The following is a 14,932-nucleotide window of genomic DNA, read 5'->3' on the forward strand; positions in this document are numbered from 1 at the left end:
GCAGTGACGGTCGAGAAGGCTCGCCGTCGCGCCGTTTCCTTGAGCACACGGCGCGCGCCGTGCAAGCATATCGGCGCGAATCGAGCCTCGCCAGCACGCTGGTCACGATCCGATCGCAACGCGCGCCGCCGAACGAGGACACGTCACGCTCGGCCAGATCGACTTCCTGAGCAAGGGATTCGCGCAGCATGCTCCTTGCCCGGAAATGACGCGAACGCACGGTCGCTTCCGGTATACCGAGACACTGTGCCGTTTCCTCGACGCTCAGCTCCTCGACGCAACGCAGGACGAAGACGACCCGGAACGCGTCGGGTAACGCATCAAGCTTGCGCTCGAGCAACGCGCGCAACTCTGCCCGCATGAGTGCGCGATCGGGCGATGAGATTGGGTCTTCGACCATGACGTTCCGCTCGAAATCGCCGATGGTCGACGTGCTGGCCATCGGCGCGATGTTATCGCGCCGGGCGCTCCGGCGCTGACGCGTAAAACAGGTTCAGCCTGGTCGCAAGCGCGACTGCCGATCGGTTCACGCTGGTGTGGTCCGTGACCATCAATTTTGCGAAGTCCCTGACCTGCTTCGTGTGAGTCTTGCCTATCGCAAGCTTCCCTGCATCGATGTCGACCTGATTCGCCGTCACCACGATCGCGGCGATCTGGGGATCGGTTAACTGCGCATCCTGCGCGTAAGCCGCGAGCGGCAACGTCGAAAGCAGTGCCACCAGGCTCAGTTTGTACGTGAGCGCCATTTGTTTTCTCCTGTCCAGTTTGAACGGCCGTCCTCGCAAGGATCGACGATGGACGGTTCCGTGGCGATAGACGTCACGACTGATCGTCGCGTTCCGCGCCCGACACCGTAGCCGCGCGAATGAAACGAGCGGAATAAACGCACCGGCCTGTCCGTTTACTAACGTCTCAATCGTGTTCGGAGCCAAGTCATGAAACAGGTCCATACAACGCTCGGCGCTGCGATGATGGCATTAGTGCTGACCAGCGTCGTAGCATGCGGCAGTTCATCCCACGTCAGTCAGTACAAGGTCGGCGTACTGGTTTCCGACGGTGCGCTTCCCGCTGCTCACGTGGATACAAACCTGAAGAATCCGTGGGGCATTGCATTCAATCCCAAGGGCTTTGTCTGGGTCGCGGATAACGGGACGCAGCACGCGACGCTCTATGACGGCAATGGCGTGCCGCAATCGCTCGTCGTGACAATCCCCGCCGGCTCGCAAGGCGACGCCGCCCCCACGGGTATCGTATTCAACGGCACGTCAGACTTCGTGGTGACCCAGGGCGCAAAATCGGGGCCGGCGCCTTTCATATTCGCCGGAGAGGGTGGAACGATCACGGCGTGGTCGCCCGCGGTCAATCCGACATCGGCCGTCACCGTGTTCGACAGCGGCGGCAGCGCCGTCTACAAAGGGCTCGCCATGGCCAGCAACAACGGCGCGAATTTCCTGTACGCAACCGACTTCCACAACAACCGGATCGATGTTTTCGACAGGACCTTCACAAAGGTCACGACGGCCGGTGCATTTCAAGATCCCGCTTTGCCGGCAGGCTTTGCGCCGTTTGGAATTCAGGCCATCGGCTCGAAACTTTACGTCTCTTATGCGAAGCAGGACGCGGCAGCACACGACGACGTCGCTGGTGCAGGGTTGGGTTTGATCGACGTGTTCAGCCCGTCGGGACAATTCGTTCAACGCTTCGCCTCGGGCGAACCGTTGAATGCGCCGTGGGGCATGGCGCTTGCGCCCGCGGATTTTGGCCGCTTCAGCAACACCGTTCTGATCGGCAACTTCGGTGACGGCATGATCCACGCGTTCGATGCGACATCAGGCATGCTGCGCGGGACCCTGCAGCAACTCGATGGCAAGGCGATCGTCGAGCCGGGGCTGTGGGGCATCGCATTCGGCAACGGCCTCAACAATCAACCCGTCAATACGCTGTTCTTTGCTGCCGGCCCCAACGACGAAGCCGACGGTGTCTATGGCCGCATCGACGTCGGCCCGTGAGCGTTCCCGCCGGGATCGCTTACGGCAATCGCTCGACGCTTGATAGGCCGCGTTGTTTCGATGCAAAGGAGGCCGCCATGGACGCCGCTTACAGAATCGCCATCCTCGCCAGTGTGACCGCCCTCGGCATGACATCGCATGCAAGCCGGGCGGAGCAAACCGTCAACGCGACGTTGCGTTCGAACTCGATCCAGCTCGAGACACACAACGTGAAAGCGGGTCGCGTCACGTTCGACGTCAAGAATGCTGTGGACAACAACATGGAGCACGAACTTGTCGTGCTCAGGACCGATCTCTCGGATGATGCACTTCCTGTCCGCAAACGGCAGGTGCTGGAGCACAGGTTGAGAAAGATCGGCGAAGTCGAAGACATCGCGCCGGGCACGAGCAAGCGCGCGTCATTCAAGCTCACGCCCGGCCACTACGTGCTGATCTGCAACAAGCCGGGACACTACGTTGCGGGCATGCATACGGCGCTTGTCGTGACGCCGTAAGTCACTTCGCGGCCCGAAAGACAGCCCGGAAGCGCCGGGTACCGATGTCGTGCGATCGGAACCGGAGACTTCGCCACGCGGCGCGGCGTGTGCGTCGTCGACTTCGGCCCCTCTTCAGTTCGTCCGTCGCGCGGCGCCACCTCGGCGTCACGCGGACGGATGCCCTTGTGCTGCTGACCCCCGCCCCTTTTCAACGACGGCACGGCAAGCAGACCAATCAGCGAGAGGGTGACGATCCAGAACGCCACTCGCCGACATCTGACCGTGCGCGGATTTGCACAGGCTGAACCTGCCCGCGTGTTCCAGTGCTGCCGGAATCGCCCCCAATGATCCGGTCATGATGTCGGGAAGACGGTCCATTGAATTTCCATCCGTACACTTCACGATAGACCCTGGAGCGCACTCTCGGGTCGAGGCCTGCGGCTCAGTTTTCTGCTGAATTCCGCTGCAGCCAGCGCGTGCGCACCACATGATCAATCGATAACAATCCGGCGCCGCGACACAACAGCACGATCAGCATCGCCGCCCATTGAATGTGTATGGGCCACGCCTGCGGATAGACAAAGATTTCAATCACCGAGGTCATCCCGAGCAGGACCAGCGCGGCGGGCCGGACTGCCAGGCCGAGTACAAGCAGCACCGGCATGCTCAGTTCGATCGAGACAGCCATGTATGCGGCGATTTCGGGTGGCAGCACCGGCAACCGGTACTCTTCCGAAAAGAGTTGCAGTGCCGCGTCCCAGTTCGCAAGCTTGGTCATCGCCGAGTTCCAGAAGACGGTCGCCACCGCGATCCGCAGCGGAATGGCGAGCAGCCAGTAAGGAACACGCTCGAGCGTCTGCGCGATGCGCAGCAGTGCGTCGGCCGCGCTCGCCCGGGTATGGGCGGTTCGTGACAGGCGAGTCATGTCCTTGATCCTCCGTCGAACGCGCAGTCGTTCGCCGACTGCGACGCTTCAGCAAAACATCCGCGTGCAAGACAGGTTGCGAGCAGTGCGTATCCGTGCGCTTCGGGAGCTTTCGCGAGTGCGACACTCACCGTCTCGCCTGCGAAGAGCGCCGTGGTGATCTGCCATTCGGCGACACTCAAGCGGAGCGTCTCCACATCTTCGGCCGTGCGCTGCACGAGCAGGTGTGCGGGCGCGTCGTCGAGCCGGATCGCGCGTAGGGCCGAATCGTCGTTCTCGAGCACTGCGCGCCAGATCGCGTCGGCGGGAGAGTTGCAGCACAGCAGCCGCGCAGCTGGATGGGGCCGCAGCCGCAACTCGCCCAGCGCGACGTCGTCGAGTCGTGCCAGGCGGGTAAGATCGAGTATCGGATCGTCCGGTGCGTGAAGCACGAGATTGACCTGCCATTCGAGGCGTGCGACGTCGCCGAGGTACGGCAGCGACGCGGTCTGCGGCATCTGCGCGAGGAAGTCGGGAAACTGCGCGCCGTATTCGTCCAGCCACGCGCGATGCGGCGGCGCCGTGCTGCAGAACAGGCGCGCGGCACCGTCGAAGAATTCGGGGCCGACCAGACGCTGCACAGCCGGAAAGCTCAGGCGCAGCGCGTTGGCCAGCACGCTCATCGCCGTGTTCCGGTAGATGTTCAAGCGTGCGCGTGGCTCAAGCCCGTCGCCGAGCACCACGGCTGCAACGTCGTCATTCGCATCGTGATCGGCATCGCACAGCAGGCTGCGGCTGAAAGCCTGCTGCACGTCAGCAAGCGAATGCGTTTGCGGTTTCATTTCGAATCGCCTCCCCTACGGCATCCGCGATGGCCGCCTCCTGAATCAGAACCTCGAGCGTGGGCACGTCGTTGTCCCATTCGATCAGCGTCGGCACCTGGCCAAAACGCCGTAGCGCCGCTTCGTAGAGTGTCCACACCGCGGGCGCGACGCGCGAGCCATGATCGTCGATGCGCAGTGTTCGGCCGTTCTCGAGTTGCATCGTGCTATGGCCGGCGAGATGGATTTCGCCGATCGCCGCCGGCGGCAGCGTAGCGAGATACGTATGCGGATCCCAGCCATGATTGCAAGCGCTGACGTAAACGTTGTTCACGTCGCAAAGCAGGCCGCATCCCGTGCGCCGCGCGATTGCCGAAAGAAATTCCCACTCTGGAATGGTCGAGTGGACGTAGCGCAAATAGGTGGACGGGTTCTCCACCAGAATCTGCCGCCCGAGCACGGTCTGCACCTGGTCCACATGCCGGCATACGACCTCCAGTGCCTCCTCGGTCATCGGCAAGGGCAGCAGGTCCGCCAAATAGGTTCCGCCCACCGCGCTCCACGACACATGCTCGGAAACCAGGTCGGGCTCGAAACGCAGCACTGCTGCACGCACCCGTGCGAGATGCACGGCGTCCAGCCCGTCCGCGCTGCCGATGGACAAGCCCACGCCATGCAGCGACAGCGGGTAATCGCGACGAATCGCATCCAGACATCGCGACGCCGTGCCACCGCCCATGTAGTTCTCGGTGTGCACCTCGAACCATGCGACAGCCGGCCGCTCGTCAATGACCGTCCGATGGTGCCGGAAGCGCAGCCCGACGCCCGCCCGGGCCGGAATCGGGCGCGGCGCCGGGCGATGCGGCGCGGATACGCTCATGATGGGGCGGGCCGTCAACCGGCCTTGAGCTTGCCGCCGGCGATCTTGCCGCAATCGCCGGCCGGCAACAGCACGAACGACTTCGAATCACGAGCCTGCGTGGCCTGCCCCGCGCACGAATGCGCGCCCTCGGCGCAGTCGTTCTTGGCGACCGCGTTCACGCCGTAGCATTTTTCCAGATGGTTCTGCGCCATCTTCGCCATGTTGTCCTTGACGACCTGGGGCATATTGCTCATATCCTTCATACCCTGCGCCTGTCCCGGAGCGGCTTGCATGGCAAGCGCAAGTCCGATCGCGGCTGACAGGGAGGAAACGGCTAAGGCGGATTTGCTCATGGTGTCTTCTCCTGAAGATCGAGAGATCGCCGGTGCGCGACCTTGTCAGAAAATTCGCTCCGCGGCGACCAAAGGTTACGCAGCGCGCCGGAAAATTTTCTGCGCCGGACCTTGTAGCGGGATACCTTGGAAATGACCGACGACGAAAGCCATCGTGCAAGGCGTATCCGTCTGGTCCGGCCGGCAGCCGGGCCCGAGGCAGGTAGCGGACGGGCGGCGATTCGGGAGGACGGATCGCCCGACTGGTCGATGCTGATGGCGTGCGCACAGATCGGCGACCGGGACGCCTACCGCCGGCTGCTCGAGAGCGTCACCCCGTACTTGAGGCGACTTGCTGCACGCCACGGTGTCCACCCCGATGCCGTCGAGGATGTGGTGCAGGACATACTGATCACCCTTCATCAAGTGCGCCACACCTACGCGCCCGAGCGGCCATTCGGGCCGTGGCTGGTATCGATAGCGAGTCGCCGCATCGTTGACGCGCTGCGTCGCCAGGGCCGTGCGGCATCACGCGAGATGTCGCTCGACCCCGACCACGAAACCTTGGCCGGCGACGGAGCGAATCTTATGGAGGAGGCAGCCGATGCGCAGGTGCTGCGCGACGCGCTTGCCCGGTTACCCCAGGGCCAGCGCGACGCGATCCGGATGCTCAAACTCGAGGAAATGTCGTTGAAGGAAGCGGCCGTCGCGAGCGGCATGACGGTTGCCGCCCTGAAGGTCGCGGTCCATCGCGGGATCAAGACATTACGTAAATTGCTGGCGAGAAAAGGGACAGCTGAATGATACGGCCGACCTCCGAACTGATCGAATCGCTGGTAGCGGACAGCACGCCGGTCCGCCCGCTGCGCCGGCCGCTGTGGCGGGCAACAGGCTGGCTGACGTTCGCGGCGCTGCTGCTCCTTGCCATCGCCGTCGCGCACGGCTTGCGGCCGGATCTGTCGTTGAAGCTGCACGAGCGGGCGTTCGTCACCGGCATCGCAGCGGCGGCGGCAACAGGAATTCTGGCCGCCATCGGCGCGTTCATCGCGAGCGTGCCGGGGCGCTCGCTGCGATGGCTTCTGTTGCCGTCGCCGGCTCTGTTCGTCTGGATCTCGACGATCGGCTACGGTTGCCTGACGAATTGGGTCGAAATCGGCCCCGACGGCCTGTCGCCGGGCGAAACAGCCCGCTGTTTTGCGACGCTCGTGCTCACCGGTGTGCCGCTTTCGTTGACGCTGCTGATCATGCTGCGCCATGCCGCACGTCTCGCGCCGGTGCCCGTGGTCATGGCGGGAAGCGTTGCCGTCTCCGCGATGACGGCGGTCGCGCTATCGCTCTATCATCCGCTCGACGCCACGATGATGATTCTCGCGTGGAACGTCGGACTGACAATTGTCCTGCTGATCGCAAGTGCGTCGTACGGTGCGCGGCTGCTCCGTTGGGTCGGGGCGGGCGTGTGATCGACAGATGGCCGGCAGCCGATTGCCCGGCCGCTCGCATCGGGCCTGCCGTTACGCACGGCCCGACCCAACGGAGCAGCCGCGCGAGCGGCGCATAGCCGTGCTCATTACACGCGCTTCAACGCTTCCAGCCCCTCCGGCAGCTTCGCATCCGGAAACTGCGTGGACAGCGTCGCATCCCGCCACCGGGCGGCTTCTTCCGCGCGCTGCGTTTCCGCCTGCTCGCACACGAACAGCGCATCGCCGCCGAGCAGCAGGCGCATCGGCACGTCGTCGCGCCGCGACAGCTCGACGATCAGCTTCGCGACCCGCGCCGGATCGCCGACCTCGTGGCCGGCATATGCGCCGTACAGCTCGAGAATCTTCCCGACCGACGGCTGATAGTCGGGCAGCAGGCCGTCGACGCTGCGCTTCGCCTGCGCGGCCCAGTCGGTGCGCATCCCGCCCGGCTCGAGCGTGCACACGCGCACGCCGAACGGCGCGACTTCCTTCGACAGCACGTCGCTGAACCCGCCGACCGCCCACTTCGCCGCCTGATACGCGGACAAACCGGCCGTCGACGTACGCCCGCCGACCGACGATACCTGGAAGATGTGGCCCGCGCGCTGCGCACGCATCGTCGGCAGCACCGCGCGCGTCAGGTTGATCACGCCGAACAGGTTCGTTTCGATCTGGTCGCGGAAGTCGTCGGCGCCCATCTGCTCGAACGGCGCCGTATGGCCGTAACCCGCGTTGTTCACCAGCACGTCGATGCGTCCGAACGCTTCGCGTGCCGCCGCGACGGCCTGCGCGGCCGCCGCTTCGTCGGTGACGTCGAGCGCCACCGGCAGCAGCCGGTCGCCGTATTGCGCTGCCAGATCGGCCAGCCGCGCGGGATCGCGCGCACCGGCCACCAGCCGGTCGCCCGCCGCCAGCACCGCTTCCGAAATCGCTCGCCCCAGGCCGCGCGCGGCCCCTGTTACCAGCCAGACTTTCGACATTTTTCCACTCCTCGAAAAGATGAAACCACGAAAATGAATGATTACTCACTCATTAATATCGACGATGCATCGATGATTCGTGCGATGCGTCGCCCTGCCTGAAACCGTCCTGCCTTCCGCCGTACCGCACACGCACCGCCCACGGCGGCCACCCCTTCCGTCACATCGTTCGCGTCACGCTCACACCGCGTGCAGCACAGCCCACAGCGCACGAAACCCGGCTTCCCGGTATGCATCGGCCCGCGCCGGATCACGCGCGACCGACTCCATCGCCGTTTCCGCGATCGACGTAAACAGCGCCGCGCAGAACGCGTGCGCTTCATCGGCCGTCAGCCCGCCCGACGCGACGATCTGCTCCTGCAACAGCGAGCGAATCGTGCCGAAACCTTCGGCGCCGGCCGCGCGATGCACGTCGTCGATGCGTCCGCTCACGCCGAGCTGCTGCAGCGCGCGCCGCCCGTCCGGATTCGCGACGCCCCACGACACATAGCCGTTCCACGCGTGCCGCACGGCCTGCTCGGCCGGCGCGCCTTCCGGAAACCCGGTCATCATCGCTTCGCGCATGTCGGCCTTCAGGCTCAGGTACAGCGCGTTCAGCAACGCATCCTTGGTCTCGAAGTACGTGAACACCGTGCCTTCCGCCACGCCGGCGAGCCGCGCGATGCGTGCGGTGGTCGCGGTCGCGCCGTCCTCGGCGAGCGCGCGGGCGGCGGCGGCGAGGATGGCTTCGTGCTTGTCGGGACTGCGCGGTCGGGCCACGTTCGACTCCTTTAATGAGTGAGCACTCAATCATAATCAGGCCGCCCGACGGAACGCAAGCCCTGTTACATCTTGGGGGAACGCACACGCAATCCATCAAAACCGTGCACTATTATCGTTTTGCCGTACCGGTGCCGGCCATCCGGCGCCCGATGCCTTCGACGTTCGTTTCACGTTCCCCGTTTCAAACCGCGAACCACTCATGACGAATCAGCCTACCCAGACCGCGGCCGACCGGCCCGTCGACATGATCATCTTCGGCGGCGGCGGCGACCTGGCCGCCCGCAAGCTGTTGCCCGCGCTGTACATGGCGCACCTGCACTGCAACCTTCCGCCCGAGACGCGCATCATCGCCGTCGGCCGCCGCGACTGGGGCATCGACGGCTATCGCAAGTTCATGGACGAGCAGTCGCGCCCGTTCATCGACGAGAAGGCGTTCAACGCCGACGCGTGGAGCCGTTTCCTCGACCTGTTCAAGTACGTGCTGATCGACGTGAACGCGCCGGACGACTACCTGCGCCTCGCCGAAGCGGCGCGCGGCGACGCGATCCGCGTGTTCTACCTGTCGACGTCGCCGGAGCTGTTCACGACGATCTGCGACAACCTGTCGGCAGCGCACCTCGTCGACGTGCGCTCGCGCGTCGTCCTCGAAAAGCCGCTGGGCCACGATCTCGCATCCGCGAAGGCGATCAACGATGCGGTCGGCAAGCACTTCGAGGAATCGCAGATCTATCGGATCGACCACTATCTCGGCAAGGAAACCGTGCAGAACCTGATGGTGCTGCGCTTCGGCAACCCGATCTTCGGGCCGCTGTGGCAGGCGCCGAACATCCGCAGCGTGCAGATCACGGTCGCGGAAACGGTCGGCGTCGGCAGCCGCGCGGGCTTCTACGACCATACCGGCGCGCTGCGCGACATGGTGCAGAACCATCTGCTGCAGCTGCTGTGCATCGTCGCGATGGAGCCGCCCGTGTCGCTCGACCCCGACGCGGTGCGCGACGAGAAGCTGAAGGTGCTGCGCTCGCTGCGGCCGATGGCGCTGTCGGACGTCGCGCGCGACACGGTGCGCGGCCAATACACGGCCGGCGCGGTCGACGGCCAGCCGGTCAAGGGCTATCTCGAGGAAGACAACGTGCCGGCGGACAGCCGCGCGGAAACCTTCGTCGCGCTGCGCGCGCACATCAACAACTGGCGCTGGGCGAACGTGCCGTTCTTCCTGCGCACGGGCAAGCGGCTGCAGCGCCGCCAGTCGGAAATCGTGATCGAGTTCGCGGACATGCCGTTCTCGATCATCCCGACCGGCCCGCGCCACTACGGCAACCGCCTCGTGATCCAGCTCCAGCCGGAAGAGTCGATCCAGTTGCAGATGCTCGCGAAGGAACCGGGCAGCGGCATGAACATGGTGCCCGTCAGCCTGAACCTCGACCTGCAGCAGGCGATTCCGGAACGGCGCGCGGAAGCGTACGAACGGCTGCTGATCGACGTGATCCGCGGCCGCCTCACGCACTTCATGCGCCGCGACGAGCTCGAAGCCGCATGGTCGTGGGTCGAGCCGATCCTCGACGGCTGGAAGCAGCTCGGCGACCGGCCGCGCCTGTACACGTCCGGCACGTTCGGGCCCGCGGCCTCGTCGGCGCTGCTCGCGCGCGACGGCATGTCCTGGTCCGAAGAAGCGTAACCGCAGCACGACGGCGTGCCGCCGCGCGGCACGCCGGGCCAATCGGGGCGTATGCCCGCCCCGTCTTCCCCGCAAGCCGCCCGCAGCCGCTAGCGCGGCTCCAGCCACGCGGCCTTGCGCCGCGCCGGCGCATCGCTGCCGCTGCTGCCGCCACCGCCGCCCAGCACCTCGATCATGTAATCGACGAACGACGCGATCCGCGACGAGATCGCGGTATTGCGGTAGTACACCGCATGGATCGGCTGCTCGACGTCGAGCGTCTGGCGCGCGAGCAGCTGCACGAGCCGCCCCGCTTCGCGATCCTGCGCGGTCATGAAATCCGACAGGCAGACGATGCCCGCGCCGTCCAGCGCGAGCTGCCGCAGCGTCTCGCCGCTCGACGACCAGATGCCCGGCTCGATCCGGCACGGTTCGCCGTCGGTGCCGAGGATCGGCCACACGTTCAGCGATTCGGGCTGCGTGAAGCCGAGCAGCGTGTGCCTGCCGAGATCCTCGACCTTGCGCGGCAGGCCGTGCGCTTCGACATACGCGGGGCTCGCGAGGATGCGCAACCGGCTGTTGCCGATGCGCCGGCTGTGCAGCGTCGAATCCTTCAGGCGGCCGATCCGGATCGCGACGTCGGTGCGCCGCTCCAGCAGGTCGATGATTCCTTCGTTGCTGTTCAGCTCCAGTTCGACTTTCGGGAAGCGTTCGCGGTAGCCGCGCACGAGCGGCACGATCACGTGCAGCATGAACGGCGTCGCGGCGTCGACGCGCAGGCGCCCCGACGGCATCTCGCGACGCGCGAGCATCTGCTCTTCCGCATTCTCGACCGACTCGATGATCGCGCGCGCGTCCTGCAGGAATGCGCGCCCTTCCTCGGTCAGCTCGAGCCGGCGCGTGGTCCGGCGCAGCAGCGTGGTCTTCAGCTTCTCCTCGAGCCGCGCGAGCGTGCGGCTCGCCGCCGACACGGTGAGGTCGAGCTGCTGCGCGGCAGCGGTGATCGAACCGGTGTCGACCACGGCGGCAAAGGCCTGGAGTTCGTCGAGCGTGATTTTCATTGTTGATTTGAAATCAAAACAATTTGGTTTATAGACCAGTTTTTCAGCAAAAGTAAAGGCGGCACACTGCGATCCATCCTTACTGGAACCAGGATCCCATCATGCCACTCGCCCTGCTTGCGCTGACCATCAGCGCCTTTGCCATCGGCACCACCGAATTCGTGATCGTCGGGCTGATCCCGACGATCGGCGCCGACCTCGGCGTCAGCCTGCCGTCGGCCGGGCTGCTCGTCAGCCTGTACGCGCTGAGCGTCGCCATCGGCGCGCCGCTCCTGACCGCGCTCACCGGCCGCGTGCCGCGCAAGACGCTGCTCGCCGCGCTGATGGCGCTCTTCACCGTCGGCAACCTCGTCGCATGGCAAGCGCCCGGCTACGAATCGCTGATCGTCGCGCGCATCCTCACCGGCCTCGCGCACGGCGTGTTCTTCTCGGTCGGCTCGATCATCGCGACCACGCTCGTGCCGAAGGACAAGGCCGCCAGCGCGATCGCGACGATGTTCAGCGGGATGACCGTCGCGTTCGTCGCCGGCATTCCGCTCGGCACCTTCATCGGCCAGCACTTCGGCTGGCGCGCGACGTTCCTGATCGTCGCGCTGTTCGGCCTCGTCGCGTTCCTCGGCGCGGTCGCATTCGTGCCGCGCGCGCTGCCGCAAACGCCGCCGGCGCCGCTCGCCCGCCAGCTTCGCGTGCTCGCGCAGCCGCGCCTGCTGCTCGTCTATGCGATGACGGCCGTCGGCTACGGCGGCTCGCTGATCGCGTTCACGTACATGGCACCGCTGCTCGAACAGATCGCCGGCTTCACGCCGTCGCAGGTGAGCCTCGTGCTCGTCGGCTACGGCGTGTCGGTCGCGTTCGGCAACGTGTGGGGCGGCAAGCTCGCGGACGCCGTCGGCCCCGTGAAGGCGCTCAAGCGGATCTTCCTGCTGCTCGCGATCGTGCTGCTCGCGCTGACCTTCACGATCCACGTCAAATGGCTCGCGGTGCTGACGATGCTCGCGTGGGGCGCGGTCGCGTTCGGCAACGTGCCGGGGCTGCAGGTGTATGTCGTCAAGCAGGCGCGCCACTTCGCACCGGACGCCACCGACGTCGCATCGGGCTTCAACATCGCCGCGTTCAACCTCGGCGTCGCCGGCGGCTCGTCGCTCGGCGGCCTGATCGTCGCGAACGTCGGCCTCGGCCACACGCCGTGGATCGCCGCGGTCGTCACGCTCGGCGCGTTCGCGCTCACCGCGCTGAGCGGCCGTCTCGACCGCCACCAAGGGTTGCCGGCACGCACGGCAGAACCCGTCGAACTCGCCCATTGAACGTCACATCTTTTTGCAGGAGCTGATCAGCATGAACGCATCGACCCAGCGTCCGCCGTTCGCCGGCAAGACATTCGAAGTCCGTTACGACGGCCTCGCCGCGCTCAACGCGTATGACGAGGACGGCCGCCGCATGCGCTACGAGATCACCGAAGGCGCATACGCCGGCGCGAAGGGCGAAGTCGCCTGCACGTGGCAGCACATCGCCGGCGAGACCTACGCAATCTCGTGGCAGGAAGCCGACCGCGCGACGGTCGTGCATATCGACGATTTCGCCGCCGGCACATCGCGCTCGTTCTTCACCGCGCCGTCGCTCGATTTCTACCGGCTCGAAGGCAGCCTGCGCGCGATCTGAACGGAGCCCGACGATGTCCACTTCACTCGACAAACTCGCCGACGGCGGCTTCAGCGTCGGTATCGAACTGCCGCTCGACAACGACTGGTCGCCGGCCGGCGACGCGAAGCGCCAGCATGACGGCCGCCGCCCCGGCGTGCCCAACCTGGAAATCCACGCGGAGCTCGCGCAACTGGCCGACACGCTCGGCTTCCGCGCGCTCTGGGTGCGCGACGTGCCGGTGTACGACCCGTCGTTCGGCGACGCCGCGCAGGTGTTCGAAACGTTCTCGTATCTCGGCTACCTCGCCGGCATCACGCGCGACATCCTGCTCGGCACGGCGGCCGTCGTGCTGCCGCTGCGCGAACCGCTGCTGACGCTGAAATCGGCCGCGACGATCCAGGAACTGAGCGGCGGCCGCCTGCTGCTCGGCGTCGCGAGCGGCGACCGGCCGGTCGAATATCCGCTGTTCGGCCGCGACTTCGCATCGCGCGGCGCGAATTTCCGCGACCAGATCGCGCTGCTGCGCGACGGCGCGCGCGGACACCTGCCGCCCGGCCTCGACGTGCTGCCGGCCGCCCGTTCGCCGGTGCCGCTGCTCGTCGCGGGCCTCGCGCAGCAGACGCCCGCGTGGATCGGCGAGCACATGGACGGCTGCCTCGCGTATCCGGGCACGCCGGCCGACCACGCGCAGCGCGCCGCGAACTGGCGCGCGGTGGCAGGCGACAAGCCGTACGTGAGCTTCATCCATCTCGACCTCGCGGAGGATCCGCACGAACCGCTGCAGCGGCACCGCTTCGGCGCCCGCGCGGGACGCATCGCGCTGACCGAGGAACTCGCTGCGATGCGCGACGCCGGCGTGCGGCACATCGGCCTGCATTTCCGCCGCAACCGCCGTCCGCTCGACGAGACGATGGCCGAGATCGCAGCGGACGTGCTGCCGGCGTTCCATGCGAATGCGAACGCGAACGCGGGCGCGCGAACACACGTCGCATAAGGCCGGCAACGGCCCTCAGCGGGCCCGGTTCACGATCGATATTTGAATTCAAATCAAATATTTTTGACCTCTAAAGGCGTTTATCTCATCAGTCTCAAACGCCAGAATGACTCGCATACCGCAACCGTTCCCCTCTCCCAGGAGCACACGATGAGCAAGATTCCCGCATTCGGCCTCGGCACCTTCCGCCTGCAAGGCCAGGTCGTCGTCGACTCGGTCCGCAACGGCCTCGAGGTCGGCTACCGCGCGATCGACACCGCGCAGATCTACGCCAACGAAGCCGAAGTCGGCGAAGCGATCGCCGCATCGGGCGTGCGCCGCGAAGACCTGTTCCTGACCACCAAGATCTGGGTCGACAACTACGCGCCGGACAAGCTCGTGCCGAGCCTCGAAGAAAGCCTGCGCAAGCTGCGCACCGACCATGTCGACCTGACGCTGATCCACTGGCCGGCCCCGGACAACGGCGTCGCGCTCGACACGTTCATGACCGCGCTGGCCGATGCGAAGGCAAAGGGCCTCACGCGCCAGATCGGCATCTCGAACTTCAACATCGCACTGACGAAGGAAGCGATCGCGGCCGTCGGCAAGGATGCGATCGCGACGAACCAGATCGAACTGAGCCCGTACCTGCAGAACCGCAAGCTCGTCGAATTCCTGAACGGCGAAGGCATCCACGTGACGTCGTACATGACGCTCGCGTACGGCAAGGTGCTCGGCGACCCGGTGATCGGCGCGATCGCGCAACGTCATCACGCGACGCCCGCACAGGTCGCACTCGCGTGGGCGCTACAGCTCGGCTACTCGGTGATTCCGTCGTCGACGAAGCGCGAGAACCTCGCGAGCAACCTGCTCGCACAGACGCTGCGCCTGACCGACGAAGACATGGCGCAGATCGCCGCGCTTGACCGCAACGGCCGCGAAGTCGACCCGGCCGGCCTCGCGCCGAAGTGGGACTAAGCGCGCCGCACCCTCAATC

16 protein-coding genes and 2 pseudogenes are annotated in these 14,932 nt (G+C 65.8%); 9 read left to right on the top strand and 9 right to left on the bottom strand.

All coding sequences use genetic code 11. The features are described from left to right. Positions 1 to 76: 76 nt before the first annotated feature. A pseudogene (locus tag FPJ27_RS18010) lies at positions 77 to 490 on the bottom strand (sigma-70 family RNA polymerase sigma factor); the annotation flags it as partial. Beyond that, positions 489 to 746 (bottom strand): annotated as a pseudogene (locus FPJ27_RS18015) (DUF4142 domain-containing protein); the annotation flags it as partial. The pseudogenes FPJ27_RS18010 and FPJ27_RS18015, both read right to left, overlap by 2 nt. Positions 747 to 935: 189 nt before the next feature. On the opposite strand from FPJ27_RS18015, the gene FPJ27_RS18020 reads away from it, so the two are divergent. Then, positions 936 to 2,009, top strand: a complete 1,074-nt coding sequence (locus FPJ27_RS18020) for a TIGR03118 family protein (RefSeq protein WP_204422015.1) — start codon at positions 936 to 938, stop codon at positions 2,007 to 2,009. 77 nt (positions 2,010 to 2,086) lie between these two features. Further along, complete coding sequence (locus tag FPJ27_RS18025; RefSeq protein ID WP_072440253.1) at positions 2,087 to 2,503, top strand: plastocyanin/azurin family copper-binding protein; 417 nt, start codon at positions 2,087 to 2,089, stop codon at positions 2,501 to 2,503. 424 nt (positions 2,504 to 2,927) lie between these two features. Here FPJ27_RS18025 and FPJ27_RS18030 read toward each other — a convergent pair whose 3' ends face one another. The 4 genes from FPJ27_RS18030 to FPJ27_RS18045 are packed head-to-tail and all read right to left on the bottom strand — an operon-like array spanning position 2,928 to position 5,425. Further along, positions 2,928 to 3,410 (bottom strand): DoxX family protein, encoded by a 483-nt coding sequence (locus FPJ27_RS18030; RefSeq protein WP_204422016.1) that lies wholly within the window; start codon positions 3,408 to 3,410, stop codon positions 2,928 to 2,930. Further along, positions 3,407 to 4,231, bottom strand: coding sequence for a putative DNA-binding domain-containing protein (locus FPJ27_RS18035; protein WP_204422017.1), 825 nt, complete (start codon positions 4,229 to 4,231; stop codon positions 3,407 to 3,409). Before FPJ27_RS18035 ends, FPJ27_RS18030 begins: the two co-directional genes overlap by 4 nt. After that, positions 4,203 to 5,090, bottom strand: coding sequence for a DUF692 domain-containing protein (locus FPJ27_RS18040; protein ID WP_204422018.1), 888 nt, complete (start codon positions 5,088 to 5,090; stop codon positions 4,203 to 4,205). The genes FPJ27_RS18035 and FPJ27_RS18040 overlap by 29 nt, the downstream gene beginning before the upstream one ends. A gap of 14 nt (positions 5,091 to 5,104) precedes the next feature. Then, positions 5,105 to 5,425, bottom strand: coding sequence for a DUF2282 domain-containing protein (locus tag FPJ27_RS18045; protein WP_175960065.1), 321 nt, complete (start codon positions 5,423 to 5,425; stop codon positions 5,105 to 5,107). Between the two features lie 132 nt (positions 5,426 to 5,557). Here FPJ27_RS18045 and FPJ27_RS18050 point away from each other — a divergent pair, with 132 nt between their 5' ends. Further along, positions 5,558 to 6,208 (top strand): sigma-70 family RNA polymerase sigma factor, encoded by a 651-nt coding sequence (locus FPJ27_RS18050; protein WP_204422019.1) that lies wholly within the window; start codon positions 5,558 to 5,560, stop codon positions 6,206 to 6,208. Next, positions 6,208 to 6,864: an NrsF family protein gene (locus FPJ27_RS18055; RefSeq protein WP_072440308.1), complete on the top strand. Its 657-nt coding sequence runs from the start codon at positions 6,208 to 6,210 to the stop codon at positions 6,862 to 6,864. Before FPJ27_RS18050 ends, FPJ27_RS18055 begins: the two co-directional genes overlap by 1 nt. A 107-nt stretch (positions 6,865 to 6,971) precedes the next feature. Here FPJ27_RS18055 and FPJ27_RS18060 read toward each other — a convergent pair whose 3' ends face one another. Both FPJ27_RS18060 and FPJ27_RS18065 read right to left on the bottom strand, forming a co-directional pair. Continuing rightward, positions 6,972 to 7,844, bottom strand: coding sequence for an SDR family NAD(P)-dependent oxidoreductase (locus tag FPJ27_RS18060; RefSeq protein ID WP_204422020.1), 873 nt, complete (start codon positions 7,842 to 7,844; stop codon positions 6,972 to 6,974). Between the two features lie 180 nt (positions 7,845 to 8,024). Beyond that, positions 8,025 to 8,603: a TetR/AcrR family transcriptional regulator gene (locus FPJ27_RS18065; RefSeq protein WP_204422021.1), complete on the bottom strand. Its 579-nt coding sequence runs from the start codon at positions 8,601 to 8,603 to the stop codon at positions 8,025 to 8,027. A gap of 202 nt (positions 8,604 to 8,805) precedes the next feature. Here FPJ27_RS18065 and zwf point away from each other — a divergent pair, with 202 nt between their 5' ends. Beyond that, positions 8,806 to 10,281, top strand: coding sequence for a glucose-6-phosphate dehydrogenase (gene zwf, locus FPJ27_RS18070; RefSeq protein WP_204422022.1), 1,476 nt, complete (start codon positions 8,806 to 8,808; stop codon positions 10,279 to 10,281). Positions 10,282 to 10,370: 89 nt separating this feature from the next. On the opposite strand, the gene FPJ27_RS18075 is transcribed toward zwf, so the two are convergent. Continuing rightward, on the bottom strand, positions 10,371 to 11,321 hold the full coding sequence (locus FPJ27_RS18075) for a LysR family transcriptional regulator (protein WP_072440235.1): 951 nt from the start codon (positions 11,319 to 11,321) through the stop codon (positions 10,371 to 10,373). 101 nt (positions 11,322 to 11,422) lie between these two features. Here FPJ27_RS18075 and FPJ27_RS18080 point away from each other — a divergent pair, with 101 nt between their 5' ends. The 4 genes from FPJ27_RS18080 (at position 11,423) to dkgB (ending at position 14,913) form a co-directional block, all read left to right on the top strand. After that, positions 11,423 to 12,625 carry an MFS transporter gene (locus tag FPJ27_RS18080; protein WP_072440232.1) on the top strand — a complete coding sequence of 401 codons (1,203 nt, stop codon included), beginning with the start codon at positions 11,423 to 11,425 and terminating at the stop codon, positions 12,623 to 12,625. A gap of 31 nt (positions 12,626 to 12,656) precedes the next feature. Further along, positions 12,657 to 12,980: an adenylate cyclase gene (locus FPJ27_RS18085; protein ID WP_204422023.1), complete on the top strand. Its 324-nt coding sequence runs from the start codon at positions 12,657 to 12,659 to the stop codon at positions 12,978 to 12,980. A gap of 13 nt (positions 12,981 to 12,993) precedes the next feature. Then, complete coding sequence (locus FPJ27_RS18090; RefSeq protein ID WP_204422024.1) at positions 12,994 to 13,956, top strand: LLM class oxidoreductase; 963 nt, start codon at positions 12,994 to 12,996, stop codon at positions 13,954 to 13,956. Positions 13,957 to 14,106: 150 nt separating this feature from the next. Continuing rightward, positions 14,107 to 14,913, top strand: coding sequence for a 2,5-didehydrogluconate reductase DkgB (gene dkgB / locus FPJ27_RS18095; RefSeq protein WP_072440228.1), 807 nt, complete (start codon positions 14,107 to 14,109; stop codon positions 14,911 to 14,913). The last annotated feature ends 19 nt before the right edge of the window (positions 14,914 to 14,932 follow it).

Origin of the sequence: Burkholderia sp. MS455 (assembly GCF_016899445.1) — a bacterium.
GTDB classification, from domain to species: domain Bacteria; phylum Pseudomonadota; class Gammaproteobacteria; order Burkholderiales; family Burkholderiaceae; genus Burkholderia; species Burkholderia pyrrocinia_C.